Genomic DNA, 22,345 nt, shown 5'->3' with positions numbered 1-22,345 from the left:
GTTTATTGATAGTTTTTCATTACCTTTGGATAGTGAATTTAAAAATGGACGAAGTATGAAATCTTTGAATTATGCATTAGTCAGTTCGCTCTGTGCATTAGTTATCGGTATATTATTGGTCACATGGCCAGATGTAGCAGTGAGTTACCTGGTAATTACTATCGGGGTGTTGTTCCTTATTCCCGGACTGGTTGGATTGTTTTCTTATCTGGCCTTGTTGAACAAGAGTAAGGTAGATGCTCCTCGTCCGGGGTTTCCTATAGTTGCGTTAGGCAGTACACTTTTCGGTGTATGGTTGATTATCATGCCTTCTTTCTTTATCGGGGTGCTGATGTATGTGTTAGGCATTCTGTTGGTTTTGGGTGGTATCAGTCAGCTGGCTAATCTGATTGCAGCTCGTTCATTTATGCCGGTTCCATTTGGGGTGTATGTAGTGCCCGTATTGATTTTGGCAGCGGGAATTACGGTCTTGTTCAATCCGTTTGCTACGGCTGAAATACCTTTTATTGTGTTGGGAATTTCTTCCATTGTATATGCATTGATGGATATGTTCCGTTTGTTGCGTTTCCGTAAAAAGAACAAGAACATACAAGATGTGACACCTATAGAAGAAATTAAGGAATGAAGCGATTTGACAGACTTGATTTATTGCCGGAAGGCCAGGATATGGTGGCTGGTATAGACATGACGGGTGGTTTTTACCGCTTGTTCCAGAATTCTGCGCCTTTTCCGGGGTGTGTTTTTCTGCTCTGTCTGAGGGGAAGCTGCCGGACAAAAATCCATTTGACATATTATGATCTGAAGGAAGGTTCATTGGCTATTATATTTCCAGGGGTATTTTTTCAGATTCAGGAGCAGAGTAAGGATTGTCGGTTTATTTTTGTCGGTTTTTCCAAAAAGCTGATAGAAGGAGCCAAATTGTTTTCTTATACTGTGGAATATACTCCTTATATATTCGAACGACCGGTAATTGAGATGAAGAAAGACGTATATGAATTGTTCCGGGATAGTATCCGTCTCTTGATTCGTCGGCAGAAGATAAAAGAAGAAATGAGCGGAATGCAAATCAGTTTGATTTATACGCAGCTGCTCCTTTCTTTAGGTGGCGTATATAAGAAAAGAGGAGAGGAGGAAGATTCACCGAGATACAATCGAAATCAAGAAATTGTAAAGGAGTTGGTTCGTATTATTGTGCAATATTATAAAACGGAACGCAATGTATCTTTCTATGCCGAGAAGTTGCATCTTTCGCCACAACATCTGAGTACAACGGTGAAGAAAGTTACGGGAAAGACTTTGACCGATATCCTTTCTTCGTTCATCATACGCGATGCACAGGCTAAGCTCCGTTCTACGGATATGACAGTACAGGAAATAGCCTATTCGTTGAATTTTTCGGACATTTCCTTCTTTGGGAAATACTTCAAACGTTATACAGGCATGTCGCCCAAGCAGTATCGGAACATGTAAAAACAATAAGGGCAGGTGTAATTTGTTTACGCCTGCCCTTATTGTTTTTTGAGGATTATCTTTTATCCAAACATTGGAGTGATATATTGTGTCAGCAAGTATCCTCCGCCTACCAGCCAGATGTAAAGCAATCCTGCCAGCAAGAACGGTTTGGCACCAGCTTGTTTGAATTTTTCCAGACTGGTATCTGTACCCAGTGCCGTCATGGCCATTGTCAGCATGAAGGTATCGATGTACTCAATGGCACCATTCAACGGAATATCTTTTACAGTTTCGGCACCTGTGAGGTATTGCAGCAAGGAGTTCAGACAGATGATACCGATGAATCCGAATGCAAACCAGGGAATAGTGATTTTGCTCTTTTCGGCTTTACCTTCAGGATTTGCTTTTTTCCGTCCTGCCAATGCAAAGCTCATGATGACCAGTACCGGTGCCAGCATCATGACGCGGATCATCTTGGTGATGGTAGCTGTTCCGGCAATTCCTAATGAATCGGTCGGGTCCATGGCATTTCCGGCTCCTGCTACGTGAGCAACCTCATGCAGGGTACTTCCAGTGTAGATGGCTACTCCCGTATCTCCCAGTGCATCCAGCATACCGGCACGGTACATAATCGGATAGAGGAACATGGAAATGGTTCCGAAAATGACTACCGTAGATACGGCAATGGCCGTTTTATGTCCTTCACATTTTACCACCGGTTCTGCACCCAGTACGGCTGCTGCTCCACAGATGGCGCTACCGGTAGCTGTCATGAGAGACGTATCTTTGTCCATTTTCATCAGTTTGCCCAGCCAGATACCCAGGAAAATAGTACCGGCTACGATGATGGTATCGATAACCACTGCGGGGAGTCCTACGGCGGCTACTTGTGTCAGTGTCAGACGGAATCCGTAGAGTACGATACCGGCACGCAGTACCTGCTTGGTGCAGAACTTGATACCGGGAACCCATGTCTCAGGCAGTTTGTTGCGCAGACTGTTGGCATAAAGCATTCCCAAAATGATACCCACAATCAGCGGACTGAAGGAAAGACTTTTCACGAAGGGTATTTCGGCAATGTAGAAAGCTGCAAAAGAAAATAATGCAATCAATAAAATACCATGGAGGGTATTGGCTCTGTTTCCTTTCTTGAACATATCAGTTTGTTTTTAGTGATTTTGATTTTATTTCGGGCACAAAGATAGAAGATTTCCATGGAATGTCCTATTTACATTTTTTTATGCGTGATAACTAAAAGTAATAATGTGTATTGTCTAGGCCTTTATTCGGTGGTTTTGTGCTTCTTGCTTTTTATGCTATCTTTGCATGGAATTAAAAATGGAAAAGAAATGAAATTATTGATCAAGTCATGTCTGGCAGTGGCTTTATTTGCTGGCATCTGTCTGGCTGGATGTAAGGAAAAGGACATGTCAATGAAAATGAACAATCCGCGCAATATCAGGGGAGTTATCAGCTATAAACGTTCGTTCGGAGATTTGAATGATGTACAGCTGGCTACAGCCAAGAAAATTGGTATTCGTCCTATCAGTACCCGTGAAGAGGCGGAAGAAATGAAGGACCGGTTGATTGAAATTGCCGCTTGTGAACGGTATGGTCTGGACTCTTTGACGCATTCAATTCCCTACCTGATACCTCAGGCCAGTGCGCTGCTGGATACCATCGGAGTTAATTTCTTGGATTCATTGGAAAACAAAGGACTGAACCCCAATAAAATCATTGTAACGTCCGTGACTCGTACGAAGGATGACGTAAAGCGTCTGCGGAGAACCAACGGAAATGCTTCGCTGAACTCCTGCCATTTTTATGGAACTACGTTTGATGTGAGCTGGAAGCGTTTTGAGAAGGTAGAAGACCCTGATGGCCGTCCTATGCAGGATGTAAGCTCGGATACATTGAAGCTGGTGCTGTCGGAAGTATTGCGTGACCTTCGTAAGGCAGACCGTTGCTATGTGAAATACGAATTGAAACAAGGTTGCTTCCATATTACTGCCCGATAAAATTCAAGAAACTATGTTCAGATATTTCATTTATTTGGCTTACGACGGTACTAACTATCACGGCTGGCAGATACAGCCTAACGGAAGCAGTGTGCAGGAAACGCTGATGAAAGCGCTGCATACTTTCTTGCGGGATGAGGCCATTGAAGTGGTGGGGGCCGGACGTACGGATGCCGGAGTACATGCCCGCCTGATGGTGGCACATTTTGATGTGGAATGGATGCTGGATGAAGATACGGTGACGGATAAACTGAACCGTTTGCTGCCGCCGGATATATCAGTGTATCGTGTGCGGAGAGTGAATCAGGATGCGCATGCCCGTTTTGATGCGACTTATCGTACGTACAAATACTACGTCACTACACAGAAGAATCCGTTTAACCGGGCATATTGCTGGCGATTGTTCCAGCCTCTGGATTTTACAAAGATGAATGAGGCGGCGCAGATCTTGTTTGATTACACGGATTTTACGAGCTTCAGCAAATTACATACGGATGTGAAGACCAATAACTGCAAGATTATGCATGCCCACTGGGATCAGGTAAGCGAAACGGAATGGGTATTTACCATTCAGGCTGACCGTTTCTTGCGGAATATGGTTCGGGCCATTGTCGGTACGCTGGTAGAAGTGGGACGCGGCAAACTTTCGGTGGAAGGTTTCCGGAAGGTGATAGAAGAGAAGAACCGTTGCAGTGCAGGTACATCCGTACCGGGACATGCACTCTTTTTGGTCGATATAGGCTATCCAGATGAATTGTTCCCGCTGGGTTAGTCTTTTTCGGTAAGATATTTCCAGAAACGGACCGGCATATCCTTTTTGTGCTTTACGGGATTCAGTCGGGATTGAATACATACACTGTGAAAATAGCTTTTCCAGCCCTCCTGGAAAAGCTTTTCGTTTTTATCCAGCAGCTCATCTTCCAACTTCCCGTGTCGCAGGAAGGCAGCACGAGAGTCTTCAAATGTGATTTCGCTGACTTCTTTCAGGTCGTAATAGTAGCCGTAGTGACGGCGGGCATCGTAGATTATCCACGGCTGGTCGGCAAACCGGTCGCGAAAATGATGGATGGTCAATGGATAGACGTTGTAAAGAGGTTCCATGATACCGAAATATACCTGGTCGGCTGTTTTTTGAAAGCGCATGAACTGAAGTACCCTCATTCGCTCGTCCGCTACTTTTTTGCTGAGTTGATACACTCCTAACACATCCGGGTCTGCGAAATTTTGTTCGATAGAGGCCGGTGCATCGGTTACTTTCCGCATGTAGCGAAAAAGGAGCATGGCAGCTTCCGGTGTTTCCGAGAGCCAGCAATAGGTAAGGGAAGCAAGTGCTCTTCGGGAAAGTTTACGTGATAACAGTTTCCAAACCCGTTCTGTCTTTTCCGCATCTGTTACCACCTGATGTACCTCCTCATGAAAAAGTGGAAACGGTTCCTTCTCTGTAAGCAGCAGGTCAGGAAAAGTCCGGCGATAATAGGCATCGAACAGGGCGGTAAGCAGACCTTCAAAAGTGGAATCGTATTGAAAAACTGTCATGGTTTATGAGAATTTCGTATCTTTGTGTATAGAGGATTTCAGGGAGCAAAAGTAGTAAAAACGATAAACTGAAACAAAAGGAACAGTTTTTTGTTATATAATAAAAACAGATTAAATGATGAATTACAAATCTATGCTCTTGGGACTGATGGCCACAGTGGCCGTCTTCCAGTCACAGCCTGCTCAGGCTTGCACAGGTATCACCTTGACAGCAAAAGACAGCACACGCATTCTTGCCCGTACCATTGAATGGGGTGGAAGTGACTTGAACAGTTGCTATGTGGTAGTGCCACGTGGTTATACGGTTCAGTCGTATGTGCCCGGTGGACAGGATGGCATGAAATTTACGGCAAAATATGGATATGTGGGCCTTGCGGTAGAACAAAAGGAGTTTGTGGCAGAAGGTTTGAACGAAGAAGGTCTCTCTGCCGGTCTGTTCTATTTCCCGAATTACGGACAGTATGAAGCGTATAAAGCAGAATATAAGTCGTCTTCCATTGCCGATTTACAGTTGGTTTCCTGGGTATTAGGCAACTGCAAGACGGTGGATGAAGTGGTGGAAAGCCTGAAGCAGGTACATGTAGTGGCCATTGACCCGCGTGCATCGACTGTGCATTGGCGTTTTGCCGATGTATCAGGACGTCAGGTGGTATTGGAAATCGTAGATGGTGAACTGCATTTCTTTGAAAACAACTTAGGAGTACTGACTAACTCTCCGGGATTTGAATGGCAACTGACCAACTTGAATAATTACGTCAATCTGTATCCGGGCAGTGCCCAACCTCAATCGTTAGGGAATGTAGCTCTTCGTTCTTTCGGAGCTGGAAGTGGGTTCTTGGGCATTCCCGGTGATGTGACTCCTCCTTCCCGTTTTGTACGGGCTGCCTTTTATCAGGCTACAGCCCCTGTGCAGGACAATGCCCGTCAGACCGTACTTCAAGGATTTCAGATTTTGAACAACTTTGATATTCCATTGGGAATTGAGTTCTCGGAAGGAAAAGTGCCTGTCAATATCCCAAGTGCTACACAGTGGACTTCGGCCACGGATATGCGGCATCGGATGATTTATTATCGTACCATGTATAATTCTGCTATACGTAGTATTGATTTGAACAAGATTGATTTTCAGCGTGTCAAGTATAGAGCGGTACCATTGGATACCATAAAGGAACAGCCTGTAATGGAAGTGTCAATCCGCTGAAAAAATGTAGAATGCATAAAAGTAAGGAAGCTGCCTTCACTCGTTTGTGGGGGCAGCTTCTTCTGTATCTCCAAAGTCGAAACTCAGCTGACGCTCGTCTATCTTCTTGCGGGGAGTAGGGAGCAGAAGTTTCCGTACTCCGTAGGCACCTAGCTCATGAATGGTCTTGTCGGGCAGTTCATTGCAGGTGATGAAGTATTTGGCCTTCTTCATGACGGCTCCCATCTTCTTCAGTTCGTAGAATCCGATACGGGAGAAACGGCGGGAAGCTACAATCAGGCGGGCGGATTTTACTCCGATGCCCGGCACACGCAGGATGGCTTCATAATCGGCGGTCTGTATATTGACGGGGAAAAACTCCGGATGGCGAAGGGCCCAGGCCAGTTTCGGATCAATCTCCAAGTCCAGATTAGGACTCTGGTCGTCCACTATTTCGTCTACCTTGAACTGATAGAAACGTAGCAGCCAGTCGGCCTGATATAGACGGTTTTCGCGTACCAGAGGCGGGTGCTTCAAGGTAGGAAGTCGCTTGTCATACGTATTTACCGAAATATAGCCTGAATAATACACTCGTTTCATGGTAGGTTCTTCATACAGCGAAGAAGATACCAACAAGATGTCCTTGTCAGTTTCGGGGGTGGCTCCTACAATCATCTGGGTACTTTGTCCGCCAGGAGCAAAGCGGGGAGTGTGACGATAGTGCTTGCGCTCTTCCTGATAGGTCTGTATGCCTTGCTGGATGTATTTCATCGGAAGATACACACTCTGGTGGTCTTTCTCCGGTGCCAGCAGTTTTAAATTCTTTTCTGTCGGAATCTCCAGATTGACACTGAGACGGTCGGCATATAGTCCGGCTTCCCGTACCAGTTCTTCACTGGCACCGGGGATACTTTTCAGGTGGATGTAACCATTGAAACGGTGTACCAGCCGCAGGTCTTTGGCCACCCGTACCAGGCGTTCCATGGTGTAGTCGGGATTACGTACTACTCCCGAACTGAGAAACAGTCCTTCTATATAATTTCTCCGGTAGAACTCCATGGTCAGCTCCACCAGTTCCGTAACGGAAAGAGTGGCCCGTGGAATGTCGTTACTCACCCGGTTGATGCAGTAGGCACAATCGTAGATGCAGTAGTTGGTCAGCATAATTTTGAGCAGGGAAATGCAGCGTCCGTCTTCTGAAAAGCTATGACAGATGCCCCATCCTCCTACTGTATTGCCGACTCCTCCCCGTGTGTTTTTGCGGGAAGTACCGCTGGAAGCACACGACACGTCGTATTTGGCGGATTCAGTCAGGATTTTTAGTTTTTGTATTACCAGTTCGTTCATTTCCCTTTTATTTTCAGATTTAAAGGTAGAGAGAGTTGCGGATATGTGCAATGCTTCTGTGAGATTTCTCGTAAAAAACGTACATAATGTGTGTAAAACCGAACAGAGTGTCCGATATCGGACACTTCTTAAAATTGGTTTTATGTTGTAAATCAGTTGTTTATTGTTTTGGCATGGATGTTGCATTCAGAAAATGCGGATATAACGTAAAAATATGGATCGGGAAATATCAAAAGAAGTACGAATAAAGGCACGCAATAAGAAGATTATACAATATGGTAGTATTGGAGCCGGATGCGTGATATTGTTGGTTTTGCTTTTTTCATGGACGCGCAGCAGTGTGAAAGAGAGTGAACTGGTGTTCTCAGAAGTGACCAGAGGAACCATTGAGGTGAGTGTAAGTGCATCGGGAAAAGTAGTACCAGCCTTTGAAGAAATAATCAATACTCCGATTAATTCGCGTATTGTGGAGGTGTATGGAAAAGGGGGAGACAGTGTGGATGTAGGTACTCCGTTGCTGAAACTGGATTTACAGAGTACCGAGACTGAATATAAGAAATTGCAGGATGAGGACCAGATGAAACGTTATCAGCTGGAGCAGTTGGAGATTAATAACCAAACGTATCTCAGTGATTTGGAAATGCAGGTAAAGGTATCGGCTATGAAGCTGAACCGGATGAAGGTGGAATTTCGGAACGAGCAATATCTTGATAGCTTGGGTTCTGGTACGACTGACCGGGTGCGGCAAGCGGAATTGAATTATCAGACGGGCAGGCTGGAATTGGAACAGCTTCGTCAGCAGTTGGATAATGAGCGTCAGGTGAAAGCTGCCGACTTGAAGGTCAAACAGTTGGAATATGAGATTTTCCGTAAGGAGATGGCGGAGATGAAGCGAACCTTGGAGGATGCGCAGATACGTTCACCAAGGAAAGCCATTCTTACCTATATTAATGATCAGGTGGGAGCGCAGGTGACGGAAGGTACCCGATTGGCTGTGGTTTCAGACCTGAGTCACTTTAAGGTGGAAGCAGATATTGCCGATACTTATGCTGATCAGGTCATGGCAGGAGGACGGGCCATCGTAAAGATAGGCAATGAAAAACTGGAAGGACAGATAAGCAGTGTGACGCCTTTATCTAAAAATGGAGTGATTTCTTTTATTGTGCAGCTGTCTAATGACCATCACCGCCGGTTGCGTTCGGGACTGAAAGTGGATGTGTATGTGATGAATGCCGTGAAAGAGGGCGTATTGCGAATAGAGAATGCCAGTTATTACGTGGGAAAAGGAGAGTATGAACTTTTTGTACGGGATGGAAAAGAGGAACTGGTCAAGCGGAAGGTGGAACTGGGAGATTCTAATTTTGAATATGTGGAGGTAGTTTCGGGACTTCAACCGGGCGACCGTGTGGTAGTCAGTGATATGAAAGAGTATAAGAATAAGCATAAGATAAACTTGAAACACTAAGGTTTATGGATTGGCAAGTTTGAGATAAGATAAAGATGAAAAATACGTTGATATGGTACAAAATTTAATGAGAGTGAGATTTTTATGAGAATGCGAAGAACCTATTTGACACAAGCTTTTACGTTACTGAAACAGAACCGTCTGTTCAGTATGCTCTACATTGCTGGTACAGGACTGGCCATTGCGATGACGGTTATAGTAGCAGTAGTTTATTACGTGAAACTGGCTCCTATATATCCTGAAAGGAATCGGGACAACACGTTGTATCTGACTCATGTCAGTTTCAAGTCCGAGCAGGAAGCAATGACTTATCAGGCCGCTTTGTCGTATCGGGCTTTGCAGGAATGGATTTATCCGCTTAAGAATGTGGTGGAAGTTTCTGCATGTTTCGGCAATGCGACGGACTATTATGTACAGCCTGCCGATCGGAGTGGCGATTTTCGTCCGGTACAGAAATTGGTAGACCCGGCTTTTTTCCGTATCTATGAGTTGCAGTTTCTGGAGGGACATCCGTTTACGGAGGCCGATTTGGCAAGTGGTATTCATACGGCCGTGATATCCGATGACATCGCCCGTCGTCTGTTCGGTACTACCGAAGACGTTGTGGGACGTTCGTTTTCAATGGATTATGTGAACTATCGCGTATGTGGAGTGGTACGTGGAGCAAGCTTCTTGACCGGCCAATCGTATGCACAGATATATGTGCCTTATTCAGTCGGCTTGAATTATAAGGAACCCAGTACCTCCAGTTTTCCCTATTGTGGTCGGTTTAATGTTACTTTTTTAGTAAAAGATAATGCACAGGCAGAAGCCTTACGCACTGAAATCAGGGATTTGGTCCGAAGAGTAAATGCACAGTATAAAGGGCAGTGGCAGATGGAGTTATGGGAACAGCCCACTTCGCATACACTCAGTGTGTTTAAAGATTATCCGGCCGATACAAGTTTTAGTTCCTGGAAGGTGGCAGGTCATCTGATTCTGATGCTACTGGTACTTTTGATTGTACCATCTTTAAACCTGAGTGGGCTGATAGCCAGCCGTATGGAGAGTCGTCTGTCGGAGATGGGAGTACGTAAGGCTTTTGGTGCGAGTAGGAGTACATTGTTATCGCAGGTGATGTGGGAAAACTTTTTTCTTACATTGGTAGGAGGCTTACTGGGGTTGTTGGTGGCATGGAGTATGCTTTATGTGGGTCGTGAATGGATTTTTATGTTGTTCGATTCGTGGCCTATGGATATTGCCGAAGGAGCTAATCTGTATGTATCAGGTGAAATGCTGTTTGCACCGGTAGTGTTTATTGTGGCGTTTGTGCTTTGTCTGATACTTAACCTGTTGTCTGCTTTGTGGCCGGCATGGACATCATTGCGCAAGCCGATTGTGTATTCATTGTATGAAAAAAGATAATCTGAAAAATAGTTGGTGGATATGTGGAAATTGATTTTGAAAAATCTTTGGAGCCGTCGTCGTCGTAACGGATGGCTGCTGGCTGAACTGATATTAGTGGCAATTCTTTCCTGGTACATTTTCGATCCAGTGATGGTGGTGACCTATGAGCGACATCTTCCGTTAGGCTATGATGCAGATCGTCTTTGTATGGTATCTGTGGGTATGCTTCCTCAGGAAGCTCCCGGGTATGAGACACAAGCAGCTGATTCGGCTTCGTTGATGCAGACTTATTTGAATCTGGTGGACCGTGCCCGGCAGCATCCCGATGTGGAACAGGCAACTCCCGTTCTTTCTTTTGTGTATCCTGGTGCAATGGGAACTGGAACTTCCAGCTTTATAGCGGAAGGTGATTCAGTGGCTCATACGGCTTTATTTATCGAATTTTTGCCTCATACCCATTTCTTTGAAACCTATGGCTTCCAGTCTGGCAAGGGGAGTATGAGTGCGGCTCAGTTGTCCGATTTGGACAATGGGGACTATTATATTATGACGGAAGATTTGCTGGAAGGTATGTTCCGCACGCACATATATCGCAATCAGCGTTGCTGGAAAGTGAATGGAACAGATACTTGTTATACGGCGGTGAAGGGAACCGTGAAATCATGTAAGTATTTGAGTGACAAACGTCCTGTGCCGATTGTATTTATGCCCCTGCAGAATCCGGATATACGTTCCAGCCTGGACAATATGAGGATTGTTGTTCGTTTGAAAGAAGGAGTGCGTATGGAGCGTTTCTTGCATGATTTTCGTCCTTGGATGCTTCGTCAGCTACGTATAGGGAATCTTTATGCCCGCGAATTGCAGTCATACGACGAAATCAATGCGGCACGTGAATTCAGTGATTCTACTGTGCTTTATCGTCGTAGCCTAAGCATTGCCTTGTTCTTTCTGGTCAATCTTTGTCTGGGAGTGATTGGTACTTTCTGGATGCAGACTCGTACCCGTCGTGAAGAAGTGGGCGTGATGCTTTCTTATGGAGCGACACCGCATCGCATTCGTCTGTTGCTTTTAGGAGAGGGCACGGCACTGACCACGCTGGCTACCTTCATAGGCTGTTTCATTTATCTGCAATATGCATTTAGTGAGGGACTGAATACGGGAAGTTCTTTGATGGAAGCTGTTACACCCAGTTGGGTAGACAATTTTGGACTTCATTTCTTCCTAGTATCGCTGATGGTGTACGTGATTCTGCTGCTGGTGGTATGGATAGGCATTTATATTCCTGCCCGCCGGATAAGCTCCATTTCGCCTACGGAAGCATTGAGGGATGAATAAAATATGGAAAGATTCGTTTGAATGCGAATATAATAGTAAACTTTTAAATAAGATGAGTATGAATATGATAGAATTAACCGGAATCAACAAGATTTACCGGACCAATGAAATAGAGACTCAGGCATTGGAAAATGTGAACCTCATGGTAGAAAAAGGAGAATTCCTCAGCATTATGGGGCCTTCAGGATGTGGAAAATCTACTTTGTTGAACATTATGGGACTGCTGGATGCCCCTACCAGCGGTATTATTCAGGTTGCGGGGGTGAAAGTAGAGGGAATGAAAGACAAGGAGCTGGCAGCTTTTCGCAACCGGAACTTGGGATTTGTTTTTCAGTCGTTCCACCTGATCAATTCATTGAATGTGCTGGATAATGTGGAATTGCCTTTACTCTATCGTGACGTTTCAGCGAAGGAACGTCGTCGACTGGCCGAAGAGGTGTTGCTCAAAGTGGGGTTGAGCCATCGTATGCATCACATGCCGTCACAACTTTCGGGTGGACAGTGCCAGCGTGTGGCTATAGCCAGGGCCATTGTGGGAAATCCGGAAATTGTATTGGCTGATGAACCGACCGGTAACCTGGATTCCAGGATGGGAGCGGAAATTATGGAAATTCTGCACAAGCTTAATCAGGAAGATGGGCGTACCATCGTCATGGTTACCCACAATGAGGAACAGGCTAAACAAACGTCACGTATCGTGCGGTTCTTTGATGGCCGGCAGGTAGGATAAGGTGAAATGGTTGATAGGGGAAGAGTGGTGTGAAGGATGAACATTGTATGACAAAATGAATCGAAGATTATGAAACGGAACCTGCTGATTTTATTTTCTCTTTTTATCTGCTGTAGTAAGGGAGTGACCGCAGTGCCGATGGGAGAAACGCATACATTGACACTGGAAGAAGCTATCATGCTGGCACGGGTACAAAGTGTGGATGCGGCTGTCGCTTTAAACGAACTGAAAACGGCCTATTGGGAATATCGTACTTTCCGTGCAGAGCTATTGCCGGAAGTGAACTTTACAGCGACCCTTCCTTCCTATCAAAAAGGTTATACTTCGTACCAGCAGAATGATGGTTCCTATACGTATGTACGAAATAACTACATGCAGATGAACGGACAGTTGTCCATCGACCAGAATATCTGGTTTACGGGAGGTACACTTTCATTGAATACTTCCCTCGATTTTCTGCGGCAGATGGATGGCGGTTCTGACAATCGTTTTATGTCGGTTCCACTGGCTTTGACCCTAAATCAGCCTGTTTTTGGAGTGAATCAGACAAAATGGAACCGTAGGATTGAGCCGGTGCGTTATGCGGAGGCTAAGGCAGCATTTTTGAGTGCGACGGAAGAGGTCACAATGACCACTATCAATTATTTTTTCAATCTGTTACTGGCCCGTGAGAATGTAGCTATTGCTAAGCAGAATCTGGAAAATGCGGAAAAACTGTATGAAGTGGCCAAGACTAAACGGCGAATGGGGCAGATTAGTGAAAATGATTTGTTACAGTTGCAATTGAATGTGCTGGATGCACGTTCTGCGCTTACTTCCAATGAAAGTTCCTTGAAGAGTCACATGTTTACCTTGCGTTCTTTCTTAGCATTGGGAGAGTATGAGGAGTTGACACCTCAGATTCCGGATTCAATACCCGAAATCCGCCTGGACTATGCAGATGTGCTTTCCAAGGCCTTGGCCAATAATTCATTTGCTCAAAATATTCGCCGCAGGCAGTTGGAAGCCGATTATGAAGTAGCCAAGGCCAAGGGAAACATGCGTGAAATCACGCTGTTTGCCCAGGTGGGATTTACAGGAACAGACCGTCGTTTCGATACGGCTTATCGTCGTCTGAAAGATAATCAGGTGGTTGAGATTGGTTTTAAAATTCCGATTCTGGACTGGGGTAAACGTCGCGGACAGGTAAAAGTGGCACAGAGTAACCGGGAGGTTACTGAGAGTAAGCTACGTCAGGAAACCATGAATTTCAATCAGAACCTGTTTGTATTGGTAGAGCAGTTTAACAACCAGCAGACTCAGCTTCATTTGGCCGATGAGGCTGACCAGATTGCCCGTAAGCGTTATCATACCAATGTGGAGACTTTTCTGATAGGTAAGATTTCTACACTGGATTTGAACGATTCACAAAGCCAGAAGGATGAGGCTCGCCGTAAACACATCAATGAATTGTTTTACTACTGGTATTATTATTATCAGCTACGCAGTCTTACACTTTGGGATTTTGTGGCAGGAACGGGCATAGAGGCCGATTTTGAGAAGATTGTGAAGCATTGACCTCTTGCTATTGTAAAATTATATTTACTTTTGTCGTATTATGATATTGATAATAGATGATGATAGTGCCATTCGCTCTTCGTTGAGTTTTATGCTTAAGAGAGCGAAGTATGAAGTACAGGCTGTGTCTGGGCCTAAAGAGGCAATGGAAGCGATACATTCTGTGACACCGCAATTAATACTGATGGATATGAATTTCAGCCTTTCGACCGATGGGGCAGAAGGGTTGGTTTTATTGAAACAGGTTAAGTTGTTTTGTCCGGATGTACCGGTTATTCTGATGACAGCTTGGGGAAGCATTCCGCTGGCTGTACAAGGGATGCGGGCTGGTGCTTTTGATTTTATTACCAAACCCTGGAATAATGCGGCGTTAATGCAACGTATTGAAACGGCTTTGGAACTGACGTCCAGGGAGGAAGTGGCCGATACTTCGACTATGGAAGATGAGGATTTCGACCGCAGCCACATTATTGGCAAGAGCAAGGCACTGGAAGCTGTGCTGGCAACGGTGAAGAAAGTTTCCCGAACAAGTGCTTCGGTGCTCGTAACAGGTGAGAGCGGTACAGGAAAAGAACTGATTGCTGAGGCGATTCATTTGAACAGTTTGCGCAGAAACAAACCTTTTGTGAAAGTAAACTTGGGAGGCATCTCTCAAACTTTGTTTGAAAGTGAGATGTTCGGGCACAAGAAAGGGGCCTTTACCGATGCGGTAACCGACCGGAAAGGACGTTTTGAACTGGCGGATAAAGGAACGATTTTCTTGGATGAAATCGGTGAATTGGATTTGTCGTGTCAGGTAAAGTTGCTTCGGGTGCTGCAGGAGCAGACGTTTGAACCGTTGGGGGAGAGTCGTCCGCGAAAGGTAGATGTACGGGTGGTCTGTGCGACTAATGCTAATCTGGAGCAGATGGTGCGTGAACACACGTTTCGTGAGGATTTGTTATATCGCATCAATTTGATTGCGGTTCATCTGCCGGCCTTGCGTGAACGGCGTGAGGATATCCCTTTGCTGGCCCGTCATTTTGTGGAAAACAGATGCCGTGAGGACGGATTGCCGTTGGTGAAACTTTCCGAAGATGCCTTGGAGTTTTTAAGTCGTTTGTCTTATCCCGGGAATATCCGGGAACTGAAGAACCTAGTAGAGCGTACCTTGTTGGTGTGTGGAAAAGATTGTCTGACGGCAGAGGATTTTCAGTCACAGTATCATCCGGCTTCAGTTGCTACAGACTCTGTTGCGAATGCAAAAGGACTTACATTGGAGGAACTGGAAAAACGTACCATTCTTCAGGCGTTGGATACGCATGATAATAATTTGACTCAGGTAGCTCTTTCACTGGGCATCAGCCGGGCGGCTTTGTATCGTCGTCTGGAAAAATACGGAATTTCGTTTAATGATTGATCAGAAGGTTTTATGAGGTTGAGAACGCTGTTTTTCCTGTTGGGCTTGTTGCTCATATTGGCGTGGAGCATTTTGTTATTTTTCACCCTGAATACAAAGAGCATGCTTTTATATGTGGGAGAAGGTGTGATTTCTTTTAGCCTGATAGTCTTGTTCTATTTTTATCGTAAAGTTGTAAAACCGCTCAATAGCATTGCAAGTGGAATGGACCTGTTGCGTGAACAAGATTTCAGCAGCCGTTTGGCTTCGGTAGGTCAGGCTGAAGCAGACCGCATCGTGGAGATGTTTAACCGGATGATGGATCAGTTGAAGAACGAACGTCTGCGTTTGCGTGAGCAGAATCATTTCTTAGACTTGTTGATTAATGTATCACCCATGGGAGTGATTATTTTGACTTTCGACGAGCAGATATCTATGTTGAATGCGGCGGCGTTGCGGTTTTTGGGATATGCTTCAGTTGAGGAATTAATGGGAAAACGGCTGGACGAACTGGATTCGCCCTTGGCAGAAGAAGTGGCACGTTTACCTAAGGATACCACAGATACCATCCGTTTAAGTGATGCCAAAATTTACCGCTGCTCCCGGCTTTCATTTGTGGACAGAGGGTTTGCTCATCCGTTCATATTGGTAGAAAGTTTAACCACCGAGGTGGTGAAAGCAGAGAAAAAGGCCTATGAGAAGGTGATTCGGATGATAGCCCATGAGGTGAATAATACCACAGCCGGCATTACTTCTACTTTGGAAACCGTTGGAGAAGCATTGGAAACATTGGAGGAAGAAACTAACGATTTGCAGGAAGTGATGAAAGTTTGTGTGGAGCGTTGCTGGGGGATGAGTCAGTTTATTACCAAATTTGCCGATGTAGTGAAGATTCCGGACCCCAATATAGAGCTGGTGAGGCTGAATGACCGGGTGATAGCTTGTGGAATGTTTATGGAAACAATCTGTCGGGAACGGCAGATTACGCTGCATAATGAGTTATGTATGGAGAACCCGAAAGTGTGGATTGATACGGTTCTGTTTGAACAGGTACTGGTGAATATTATTAAGAATGCGGCAGAAAGCATCGGGCAGGGAGGGGATATTTTTATTCGTACATCAGTATCTCCGGTCATGCTTGAAATTGCCGATTCCGGAAAAGGTATCAGTAAGGAGGTGGAAACGAAATTGTTCAGTCCGTTCTTTTCGACCAAGCCTAACGGGCAAGGTATCGGATTGATTTTCATTCGGGAAGTATTGACCAGACTGGGGTGTACATTCTCTTTGCGGACTTATGCTGATGGTCTGACACGTTTTCGTATTTCATTTCCAGAACGACGTCCGGAGCAAGGGAAGGACACGGATAAATATACATTGTAAACGCTTTCTGAAAAATGGTAGAAGGTTCTGTGGAATAAACTTGTCAGTCACGGCTTTATTGCCTAATTTTGCAGGCTGTAATTCGATTTAACGTAAAGAAACATGTGGTTATTACTGGCTTTTTGCTCAGCGGCGTTGCTGGGCTTTTATGATGTCTTCAAGAAAAAATCATTGGCAAACAATGCGGTTCTTCCGGTACTGGGACTGAATACGCTTTTTTCGAGTCTGATTTTTTTACCGTTTATTTTAGTTTCGTACTTTCATCCGGAGGCGTTGCAGGATACACTTTTCTACGTGCCTTCAGCAGGTTGGGAGGTACATAAGTTCATTATCCTGAAATCGTTTATCGTGCTATCTTCGTGGACTTTCGGTTATTTCGGTATGAAACACCTACCCTTGACCATTGTCGGCCCCATCAATGCTACTCGTCCGGTCATGACGCTGGTAGGTGCCTTGCTGATATTTGGTGAGCGCCTGAATGTGTACCAGTGGATTGGTGTGCTGATGGCCATCATTTCATTTTTCATGCTGAGCCGTTCGGGAAAGAAGGAAGGAATCGATTTCAAGCACGACAAATGGATTTGGTTTGTGGTGCTGGCGGCTGTGTTAGGTGCTGTCAGCGGTTTGTACGATAAATACCTGATGGGACGCTTCAACAACATGGTGGTACAGGCATGGTACAATGTGTACCAGCTTTTCCTGATGGGAGGAGTGCTGATGTTCCTGTGGTGGCCCAAGCGGAAAAGCAGTACACCGTTTCACTGGGACTGGTGCATTATCCTGATTTCCGTATTCTTGTCGGCGGCTGATTTCGTGTATTTCTATGCGCTTGGTATGGACGGGGCCATGATTTCCATTGTGTCTATGGTGCGACGGGGAAGCGTGGTGGTTTCCTTCCTGTTTGGTGCCATGATATTCCGTGAGAAGAACCTGAAGAGTAAGGTGGTCGATCTGATTTTAGTGCTGATTGGTATGTTCTTCCTCTACTTAGGAAATGTATTAGGATAATTACAAGGTCTTTTCTTGAACCGACTGGAGATGTGTCAGTACTTCCTTGGCAGTACTCCAGTACTTTCTAATCAGTACTCTGGTACTTTCACGGCAGTACTGTAGTACTTCCTAAGAAGTACTGGGAAAAGAAGATTGTGACGGGTCCTTTTGCCTGAAGAAGGCTGGTGTAGTATCTTGATAAGATGAAAAATGCCGGAGCGTACTTTTTACGTTCCGGCATTTTTTATATCCTGTCTTGAACAAGGCCTTTTTTAGTTTCGCATGTATTTCTTCATACCCTCGGTAGAGTAAGTCTGTAATTTTCCGTCTTTGTCCGAGTAGATGAAATAGGCGTCCAGTTCAGGATGTGCACTACAGATGGCCTTGGCTGAATCCAGGCCCAGTACCATGAAGGCAGTGGCGTATGCATCGGCTGTGGCACAGTCCTTCGCGATGACGGTAGATGAAAGAATATTGTGCTGTACCGGATATCCTGTGCGAGGGTCGATGGTATGTGCATACTTCTTTCCGTCTTTGTAATAGAAGTTACGGTAGTTGCCTGAAGTAGCCATACCGGCATTGGTAATTTCTAATACGGTCTGCAGTTCCTGATTGACAGACAAAGAATCGTCAATAGGTTTGTTCACGCCGATACGCCAGGTTTCCATTTTGCTGTTCTGTCCTTTCAGTACCAGTTCTCCACCAATGTCAATCATGTAATTCTTGATACCTTTGCGGTCGAACAAGCGTGCTACACAGTCTACACCAAACCCTTTAGCGATAGAGCTGAAGTCGAGCATCATGCGCGGGTCGGCTTTAACTACTTCTCCTTCTGCATTAAGCTGTACTTTGTCGATACCTACGAACTGACGCAGGCTGTCGATGGTCAGCGAATCAGGAAACTGAGAGTGCTTGAAGCCGAATCCCCAGGCGTTGACTAACGGAGCCACGGTTACATCGTAAGCCTTTCCGGTTTCGTTGGAGATTTCTTTGGCCATATTGAATACATACACAAACAGGCTGTCGGCGTGCATGTCTGTATTGTGGTTGATGCGGGTAATGACCGACTGCTTGTTGAACGGCGACAAAGAGTTGTCTACTTTCTGCAGTTCTTTCTCAATCTCTTCTTTCAGGTTTTCGGATGACTGGTAAGTAATTTTATAGACCGTACCGAATACCAGTCCCTGGTCGGTCTGGTAAGGAGATTGTTTTCTCAGAATTAGTACCGTTCCTACGATGAGCAATACAAGAAACGGCAACTGCCATTTTAAGTTGTTTTTGTTCATGATTTTATTGCAAGAATAAATGTTCTACTAATATTTTGATACCGATGCCAATCAGCACCAGTCCGCCGAAGATTTCCACCCGCAGGTGAAAACGCTTACCGAAGAATACGCCGATGAGGCTTCCTGCTAGTGAGAGTACGAAAGAGGCAATTCCAATACTGGTCAGAGGCATCCAAAGACTTTCCAATTGCTTGAATCCGGCAAAGGCAAACGAGATACCGATGGCCAATGCATCAATACTGGTGGCTACAGCCAATGCCAGTGTCACTTTCAGGCTGGTAGGGTTGAAGGAAGCGGTTTCTTCTTCTTTAAATTGCGCACGTATCATGCGGATACCTAAAAATGCCAATAGGGCAAAGGCAATCCAATGGTCGTAGGCTTCAATCAGATGCTGGAAACGACTGGCACCTAACCATCCCAAGAAGGGCATTAGTGCCTGAAAGAGACCGAAGAAAAAAGCCATTCGTAAAAATGTGCCCCATTGGATACGGTGCAGAATAATTCCGCTGGTTACGGATACGGTGAAACAGTCGATAGCCAGACTGATAGATAATAAAATGGTTTCAATTAAATTCATGTGAATCAGAAGGGTAAGTTGTAGATGAGATTATACGTCAAGTTAAAACTGCTCCCGGCATTTTTCCCAAATCCAGGTACATACCATGGAATGGAATTGTCATGACCTTCTACGCTCATTCTCATTTTATATCTTACACTCCAACCCATGCAGAAACCTTTGTATATTTTCACTTTAAGTCCGAATACGCCTTCCAGCCAGCTGGCACTACTTTTCATTCCGGAATAGGCAAACGGATAAGAGATTTCTCCGCCATAGTTTGGGTCGGTCATGCTGGGGCCGTCTACATCATAACTGAATGAACTCATACCGTAGCGAAGACCCACATACAAATAACCCGGGAGGTGTGTCTTTTTGTAAAACACATTATAATCCATTCCGATACGGAAGTAAGGAGCGGAAGTCTTGTAATGCAAGTTGTTTCCATCATTTATGGCATCTGCCTTTCCGTATCCCACTTCAATGACGGGAAGAAAGCGATTTTTCAAGTTTGCTTGTACGGCAATTTCAGTATTCAGAATGTCGCTGCCTAACAGGTAACTTCCCAGCCCGGCAATTTCCACTCCTATGCTCGTTCCCTGATAGAACGGAACAGGCTCTGTCGGCTCAGCTTTCTTCTTGTCTTCCTTTTTAATCTCTGCGGGAGTTGCTTTATGTACGCCCGGTTTCTGTGCTTGTAAAGGAGAAAGCAAAAGACAGCTACTCGTTAGTATCAGAAATAGTGAAATATATCTTGAAATTCTCTTTCTCATAATTATCTATGTTCGGATTGGTAATGACAAGCGAATCGAGCATACGGGTGGTAGTTTCCGCATTGGTAACTTCATAAAACATCATGGTACCGCAATCCAGGTTGATAAAATAAGGAATATTGCGGTGAGTAATTGTAAGGATGTCTCGCTGACGGTTGGCATACTGAAGAATAAACCGGGTTTGTTCTCCGTAGCTGAGCGGCAGGCTGAGCGTACTTGTGTTGGTTGACTTATTGATCAGCGTGTCGTAAATTGTCGTATCAGCGGTCTCTAACTGCCCGATGACTGTGAGTGTATCGGTGTACTGCACAGATCGTCCATATTGGTCTACAAATGCAAACTGGGCATACGCCAGTGCATTGGGCGGACAGTTTTCCACTTCACAAGCTGGAAAAAAGGAAACGACTGCCACTAAGAGGATACCTAATACAATCGGTAGTTTCTTCATTATTCAATTTCTTTCTCGATTTGATAGTTGTTTCTTTCAGGAGAATTGCGTGCTATCAGTTCTCCGATAAATCCGGCCAGGAAAAGCTGGGTTCCTAATATCATGGTGGTCAGTGCCAGGTAGAAATAGGGACTTTCGGTTACCAGGCGATATGGATTGCCGCAATACATGTCATAGAGCTTGGTAGCACCTACCACAATGACAGCGATAAATCCCAGGATGAACATGATGGAGCCTAAGAAGCCGAAGATGTGCATCGGTTTCACGCCGAAGGTAGACAAGAACCACAAGGTAAGCAAATCCAGGTAGCCGTTGACGAAACGGTTCAGTCCGAACTTGGTCTTTCCATATTTGCGTGCCTGATGATGTACAATCTTTTCTCCGATACGGTTGAAGCCGGCATTTTTAGCCAAGTAAGGAATATAGCGGTGCATTTCGCCATATACTTCAATGTTTTTCACTACGTCCCGACGATAGGCTTTCAGTCCGCAGTTGAAGTCGTGCAGATTATGTATTCCCGAAACCGCACGTGCGGTAGCATTGAATAGTTTGGTCGGGATTGTTTTCGACAGCGGGTCATAGCGTTTCTGCTTCCATCCGGAAACCAAGTCATAACCGTCTTCTGTAATCATGCGGTAAAGTTCCGGAATCTCATCCGGACTGTCCTGTAAGTCAGCATCCATGGTGATGATTACATCTCCCTCTGCTTTCTTGAATCCGCAGAATAAGGCAGGTGATTTTCCATAATTACGGCGGAACTTGATGCCTTTCACTTCTTTTGACTTCCGGCTAAGTTCTTCGATGACCTGCCAGGAGTGGTCTGTACTACCATCATTTACAAAGATAACTTCGTAAGTAAAATGATGCTCATGCATTACGCGTTCAATCCAAGCATACAGTTCGGGTAAGGACTCCTCTTCATTATATAGAGGTACGACTACAGATATATCCATATTTATATTGCTAAAGCGATTAGTTTTTCTTTTTCATGACTACCAGACCGGTAGGAATAGCTAACAGGATTCCATAGAAGAAATTCTGCGAAAGCAGCTGAAAGGTCAGTTGCAAAGAACTGAGGGAAGAAATCACATTCAGACTACCGATAAGTTGTTCTACGGAAATCTTCATGTCGCCGGTTACGGAATCCTTTATAGTTTCCAGTTGGTCCAGATACGTATTCAACAAGTAACCCTGATCAATGAAGCGGAAATACACGTAGTGTGCCAGCGCTGTCAGGATAGAAGCAAAAAGATACATCAGAAAGCAGAAACTGAACGCCTGAGTGAAAGAAAAATTACCTTCATGATACTGGTTGCGGTAGCGGCGTGCATAAATGTAGCCTAACACCGGTACAAAGAGGGTCATCAGGATAAACAGGAGCTGAAGCAACGGGATGGAAAAGCCTATGGGGAGGAAGATGAATTTGAAAATCCAGAACAATCCCATGTAAGTTCCAAACCGCATGGCGTATTCCTGCAAGGTTATCGGTCTTTCTGTTGTCATGATAGTTACGTTTGATAATGGTTAC

At 45.0% G+C, this 22,345-nt stretch carries 22 protein-coding genes; 13 read left to right on the top strand and 9 right to left on the bottom strand.

Translation table 11 applies throughout. The features are described from left to right. The first annotated feature begins 55 nt into the window (after nt 1-55). Entirely contained in the window at nt 56-625 is a 570-nt protein-coding gene (locus BACPLE_RS14085) for an HdeD family acid-resistance protein (RefSeq protein WP_007563124.1), read from the top strand. After that, nucleotides 622-1,470 carry a helix-turn-helix domain-containing protein gene (locus BACPLE_RS14080; protein WP_007563122.1) on the top strand — a complete coding sequence of 283 codons (849 nt, stop codon included), beginning with the start codon at nt 622-624 and terminating at the stop codon, nt 1,468-1,470. Before BACPLE_RS14085 ends, BACPLE_RS14080 begins: the two co-directional genes overlap by 4 nt. A gap of 62 nt (nt 1,471-1,532) precedes the next feature. Here BACPLE_RS14080 and BACPLE_RS14075 read toward each other — a convergent pair whose 3' ends face one another. Further along, nucleotides 1,533-2,609, bottom strand: coding sequence for a YeiH family protein (locus BACPLE_RS14075; protein WP_007563120.1), 1,077 nt, complete (start codon nt 2,607-2,609; stop codon nt 1,533-1,535). 192 nt (nt 2,610-2,801) lie between these two features. On the opposite strand from BACPLE_RS14075, the gene BACPLE_RS14070 reads away from it, so the two are divergent. Both BACPLE_RS14070 and truA read left to right on the top strand, forming a co-directional pair. Then, nucleotides 2,802-3,470, top strand: coding sequence for a DUF5715 family protein (locus tag BACPLE_RS14070; protein WP_022053623.1), 669 nt, complete (start codon nt 2,802-2,804; stop codon nt 3,468-3,470). Between the two features lie 13 nt (nt 3,471-3,483). After that, nucleotides 3,484-4,242: a tRNA pseudouridine(38-40) synthase TruA gene (gene truA / locus BACPLE_RS14065; RefSeq protein ID WP_007563116.1), complete on the top strand. Its 759-nt coding sequence runs from the start codon at nt 3,484-3,486 to the stop codon at nt 4,240-4,242. Here truA and BACPLE_RS14060 read toward each other — a convergent pair. Beyond that, entirely contained in the window at nt 4,239-5,006 is a 768-nt protein-coding gene (locus BACPLE_RS14060; protein WP_007563114.1) for a TIGR03915 family putative DNA repair protein, read from the bottom strand. The two genes, truA and BACPLE_RS14060, sit on opposite strands and share 4 nt — an antisense overlap. A 133-nt stretch (nt 5,007-5,139) precedes the next feature. Here BACPLE_RS14060 and BACPLE_RS14055 point away from each other — a divergent pair, with 133 nt between their 5' ends. Continuing rightward, nucleotides 5,140-6,207 carry a linear amide C-N hydrolase gene (locus tag BACPLE_RS14055; protein WP_050792101.1) on the top strand — a complete coding sequence of 356 codons (1,068 nt, stop codon included), beginning with the start codon at nt 5,140-5,142 and terminating at the stop codon, nt 6,205-6,207. A gap of 36 nt (nt 6,208-6,243) precedes the next feature. Here BACPLE_RS14055 and BACPLE_RS14050 read toward each other — a convergent pair whose 3' ends face one another. Continuing rightward, a complete protein-coding gene (locus tag BACPLE_RS14050) occupies nt 6,244-7,533 on the bottom strand; it encodes a putative DNA modification/repair radical SAM protein (RefSeq protein ID WP_007563111.1) in 1,290 nt (429 codons plus the stop codon). Nucleotides 7,534-7,747: 214 nt separating this feature from the next. Between BACPLE_RS14050 and BACPLE_RS14045 the strand changes: the two genes are divergently transcribed. The 8 genes from BACPLE_RS14045 (at nt 7,748) to BACPLE_RS14010 (ending at nt 17,772) form a co-directional block, all read left to right on the top strand. Next, the gene (locus BACPLE_RS14045; protein WP_007563109.1) at nt 7,748-8,998 is read left to right on the top strand and encodes an efflux RND transporter periplasmic adaptor subunit; all 1,251 of its coding nucleotides are present in this window, start codon (nt 7,748-7,750) and stop codon (nt 8,996-8,998) included. Between the two features lie 90 nt (nt 8,999-9,088). Next, nucleotides 9,089-10,402, top strand: a complete 1,314-nt coding sequence (locus tag BACPLE_RS14040) for an ABC transporter permease (protein ID WP_040313244.1) — start codon at nt 9,089-9,091, stop codon at nt 10,400-10,402. A 21-nt stretch (nt 10,403-10,423) separates the two neighbouring features. Continuing rightward, nucleotides 10,424-11,719 (top strand): ABC transporter permease, encoded by a 1,296-nt coding sequence (locus BACPLE_RS14035; protein ID WP_007563105.1) that lies wholly within the window; start codon nt 10,424-10,426, stop codon nt 11,717-11,719. A gap of 64 nt (nt 11,720-11,783) precedes the next feature. Next, complete coding sequence (locus BACPLE_RS14030) at nt 11,784-12,449, top strand: ABC transporter ATP-binding protein (RefSeq protein ID WP_040313299.1); 666 nt, start codon at nt 11,784-11,786, stop codon at nt 12,447-12,449. 69 nt (nt 12,450-12,518) lie between these two features. Then, nucleotides 12,519-14,006: a TolC family protein gene (locus BACPLE_RS14025; protein WP_007563101.1), complete on the top strand. Its 1,488-nt coding sequence runs from the start codon at nt 12,519-12,521 to the stop codon at nt 14,004-14,006. Nucleotides 14,007-14,046: 40 nt separating this feature from the next. Then, the gene (locus tag BACPLE_RS14020) at nt 14,047-15,405 is read left to right on the top strand and encodes a sigma-54-dependent transcriptional regulator (RefSeq protein ID WP_007563099.1); all 1,359 of its coding nucleotides are present in this window, start codon (nt 14,047-14,049) and stop codon (nt 15,403-15,405) included. A gap of 12 nt (nt 15,406-15,417) precedes the next feature. Beyond that, complete coding sequence (locus tag BACPLE_RS14015; RefSeq protein ID WP_007563096.1) at nt 15,418-16,764, top strand: sensor histidine kinase; 1,347 nt, start codon at nt 15,418-15,420, stop codon at nt 16,762-16,764. 102 nt (nt 16,765-16,866) lie between these two features. Next, a complete protein-coding gene (locus tag BACPLE_RS14010) occupies nt 16,867-17,772 on the top strand; it encodes a DMT family transporter (RefSeq protein WP_007563094.1) in 906 nt (301 codons plus the stop codon). A gap of 254 nt (nt 17,773-18,026) precedes the next feature. Here BACPLE_RS14010 and BACPLE_RS14005 read toward each other — a convergent pair whose 3' ends face one another. From BACPLE_RS14005 to BACPLE_RS13980, 6 genes are read right to left on the bottom strand one after another with little or no spacing between them, the layout of a single operon-like run. Beyond that, complete coding sequence (locus BACPLE_RS14005) at nt 18,027-19,040, bottom strand: FAD:protein FMN transferase (RefSeq protein ID WP_007563090.1); 1,014 nt, start codon at nt 19,038-19,040, stop codon at nt 18,027-18,029. Nucleotides 19,041-19,044: 4 nt separating this feature from the next. Next, nucleotides 19,045-19,617: a manganese efflux pump MntP gene (locus tag BACPLE_RS14000; protein ID WP_007563088.1), complete on the bottom strand. Its 573-nt coding sequence runs from the start codon at nt 19,615-19,617 to the stop codon at nt 19,045-19,047. A 5-nt stretch (nt 19,618-19,622) separates the two neighbouring features. Then, on the bottom strand, nt 19,623-20,369 hold the full coding sequence (locus tag BACPLE_RS13995) for a DUF6048 family protein (RefSeq protein WP_040313241.1): 747 nt from the start codon (nt 20,367-20,369) through the stop codon (nt 19,623-19,625). Beyond that, entirely contained in the window at nt 20,317-20,817 is a 501-nt protein-coding gene (locus BACPLE_RS13990; RefSeq protein WP_007563084.1) for a DUF6452 family protein, read from the bottom strand. The genes BACPLE_RS13995 and BACPLE_RS13990 overlap by 53 nt, the downstream gene beginning before the upstream one ends. Beyond that, nucleotides 20,817-21,770 carry a glycosyltransferase family 2 protein gene (locus BACPLE_RS13985; RefSeq protein ID WP_007563082.1) on the bottom strand — a complete coding sequence of 318 codons (954 nt, stop codon included), beginning with the start codon at nt 21,768-21,770 and terminating at the stop codon, nt 20,817-20,819. Before BACPLE_RS13985 ends, BACPLE_RS13990 begins: the two co-directional genes overlap by 1 nt. 19 nt (nt 21,771-21,789) lie before the next feature. Then, on the bottom strand, nt 21,790-22,320 hold the full coding sequence (locus BACPLE_RS13980) for a DUF4199 domain-containing protein (protein ID WP_007563080.1): 531 nt from the start codon (nt 22,318-22,320) through the stop codon (nt 21,790-21,792). Nucleotides 22,321-22,345 lie beyond the last annotated feature (25 nt).

The organism is Phocaeicola plebeius DSM 17135, assembly GCF_000187895.1.
Taxonomy (GTDB): Bacteria; Bacteroidota; Bacteroidia; order Bacteroidales; family Bacteroidaceae; genus Phocaeicola; species Phocaeicola plebeius.
The sequence above is the reverse complement of the archived record's forward strand: the minus strand, read 5'-3'. Positions and strand labels throughout refer to the sequence as shown.

Bases quoted from the DNA above. Each gene is read 5' to 3' on its own strand.
- BACPLE_RS14085 (WP_007563124.1), top strand. From the start codon at position 56: ATGAAATCTTTGAATTATGCATTAGTCAGTTCGCTCTGTGCATTAGTT.
- BACPLE_RS14080 (WP_007563122.1), top strand. From the start codon at position 622: ATGAAGCGATTTGACAGACTTGATTTATTGCCGGAAGGCCAGGATATG.
- BACPLE_RS14075 (WP_007563120.1), bottom strand. From the start codon at position 2,609: ATGTTCAAGAAAGGAAACAGAGCCAATACCCTCCATGGTATTTTATTG.
- BACPLE_RS14070 (WP_022053623.1), top strand. From the start codon at position 2,802: ATGAAATTATTGATCAAGTCATGTCTGGCAGTGGCTTTATTTGCTGGC.
- truA (WP_007563116.1), top strand. From the start codon at position 3,484: ATGTTCAGATATTTCATTTATTTGGCTTACGACGGTACTAACTATCAC.
- BACPLE_RS14060 (WP_007563114.1), bottom strand. From the start codon at position 5,006: ATGACAGTTTTTCAATACGATTCCACTTTTGAAGGTCTGCTTACCGCC.
- BACPLE_RS14055 (WP_050792101.1), top strand. From the start codon at position 5,140: ATGCTCTTGGGACTGATGGCCACAGTGGCCGTCTTCCAGTCACAGCCT.
- BACPLE_RS14050 (WP_007563111.1), bottom strand. From the start codon at position 7,533: ATGAACGAACTGGTAATACAAAAACTAAAAATCCTGACTGAATCCGCC.
- BACPLE_RS14045 (WP_007563109.1), top strand. From the start codon at position 7,748: ATGGATCGGGAAATATCAAAAGAAGTACGAATAAAGGCACGCAATAAG.
- BACPLE_RS14040 (WP_040313244.1), top strand. From the start codon at position 9,089: ATGCGAAGAACCTATTTGACACAAGCTTTTACGTTACTGAAACAGAAC.
- BACPLE_RS14035 (WP_007563105.1), top strand. From the start codon at position 10,424: ATGTGGAAATTGATTTTGAAAAATCTTTGGAGCCGTCGTCGTCGTAAC.
- BACPLE_RS14030 (WP_040313299.1), top strand. From the start codon at position 11,784: ATGATAGAATTAACCGGAATCAACAAGATTTACCGGACCAATGAAATA.
- BACPLE_RS14025 (WP_007563101.1), top strand. From the start codon at position 12,519: ATGAAACGGAACCTGCTGATTTTATTTTCTCTTTTTATCTGCTGTAGT.
- BACPLE_RS14020 (WP_007563099.1), top strand. From the start codon at position 14,047: ATGATATTGATAATAGATGATGATAGTGCCATTCGCTCTTCGTTGAGT.
- BACPLE_RS14015 (WP_007563096.1), top strand. From the start codon at position 15,418: ATGAGGTTGAGAACGCTGTTTTTCCTGTTGGGCTTGTTGCTCATATTG.
- BACPLE_RS14010 (WP_007563094.1), top strand. From the start codon at position 16,867: ATGTGGTTATTACTGGCTTTTTGCTCAGCGGCGTTGCTGGGCTTTTAT.
- BACPLE_RS14005 (WP_007563090.1), bottom strand. From the start codon at position 19,040: ATGAACAAAAACAACTTAAAATGGCAGTTGCCGTTTCTTGTATTGCTC.
- BACPLE_RS14000 (WP_007563088.1), bottom strand. From the start codon at position 19,617: ATGAATTTAATTGAAACCATTTTATTATCTATCAGTCTGGCTATCGAC.
- BACPLE_RS13995 (WP_040313241.1), bottom strand. From the start codon at position 20,369: ATGAGAAAGAGAATTTCAAGATATATTTCACTATTTCTGATACTAACG.
- BACPLE_RS13990 (WP_007563084.1), bottom strand. From the start codon at position 20,817: ATGAAGAAACTACCGATTGTATTAGGTATCCTCTTAGTGGCAGTCGTT.
- BACPLE_RS13985 (WP_007563082.1), bottom strand. From the start codon at position 21,770: ATGGATATATCTGTAGTCGTACCTCTATATAATGAAGAGGAGTCCTTA.
- BACPLE_RS13980 (WP_007563080.1), bottom strand. From the start codon at position 22,320: ATGACAACAGAAAGACCGATAACCTTGCAGGAATACGCCATGCGGTTT.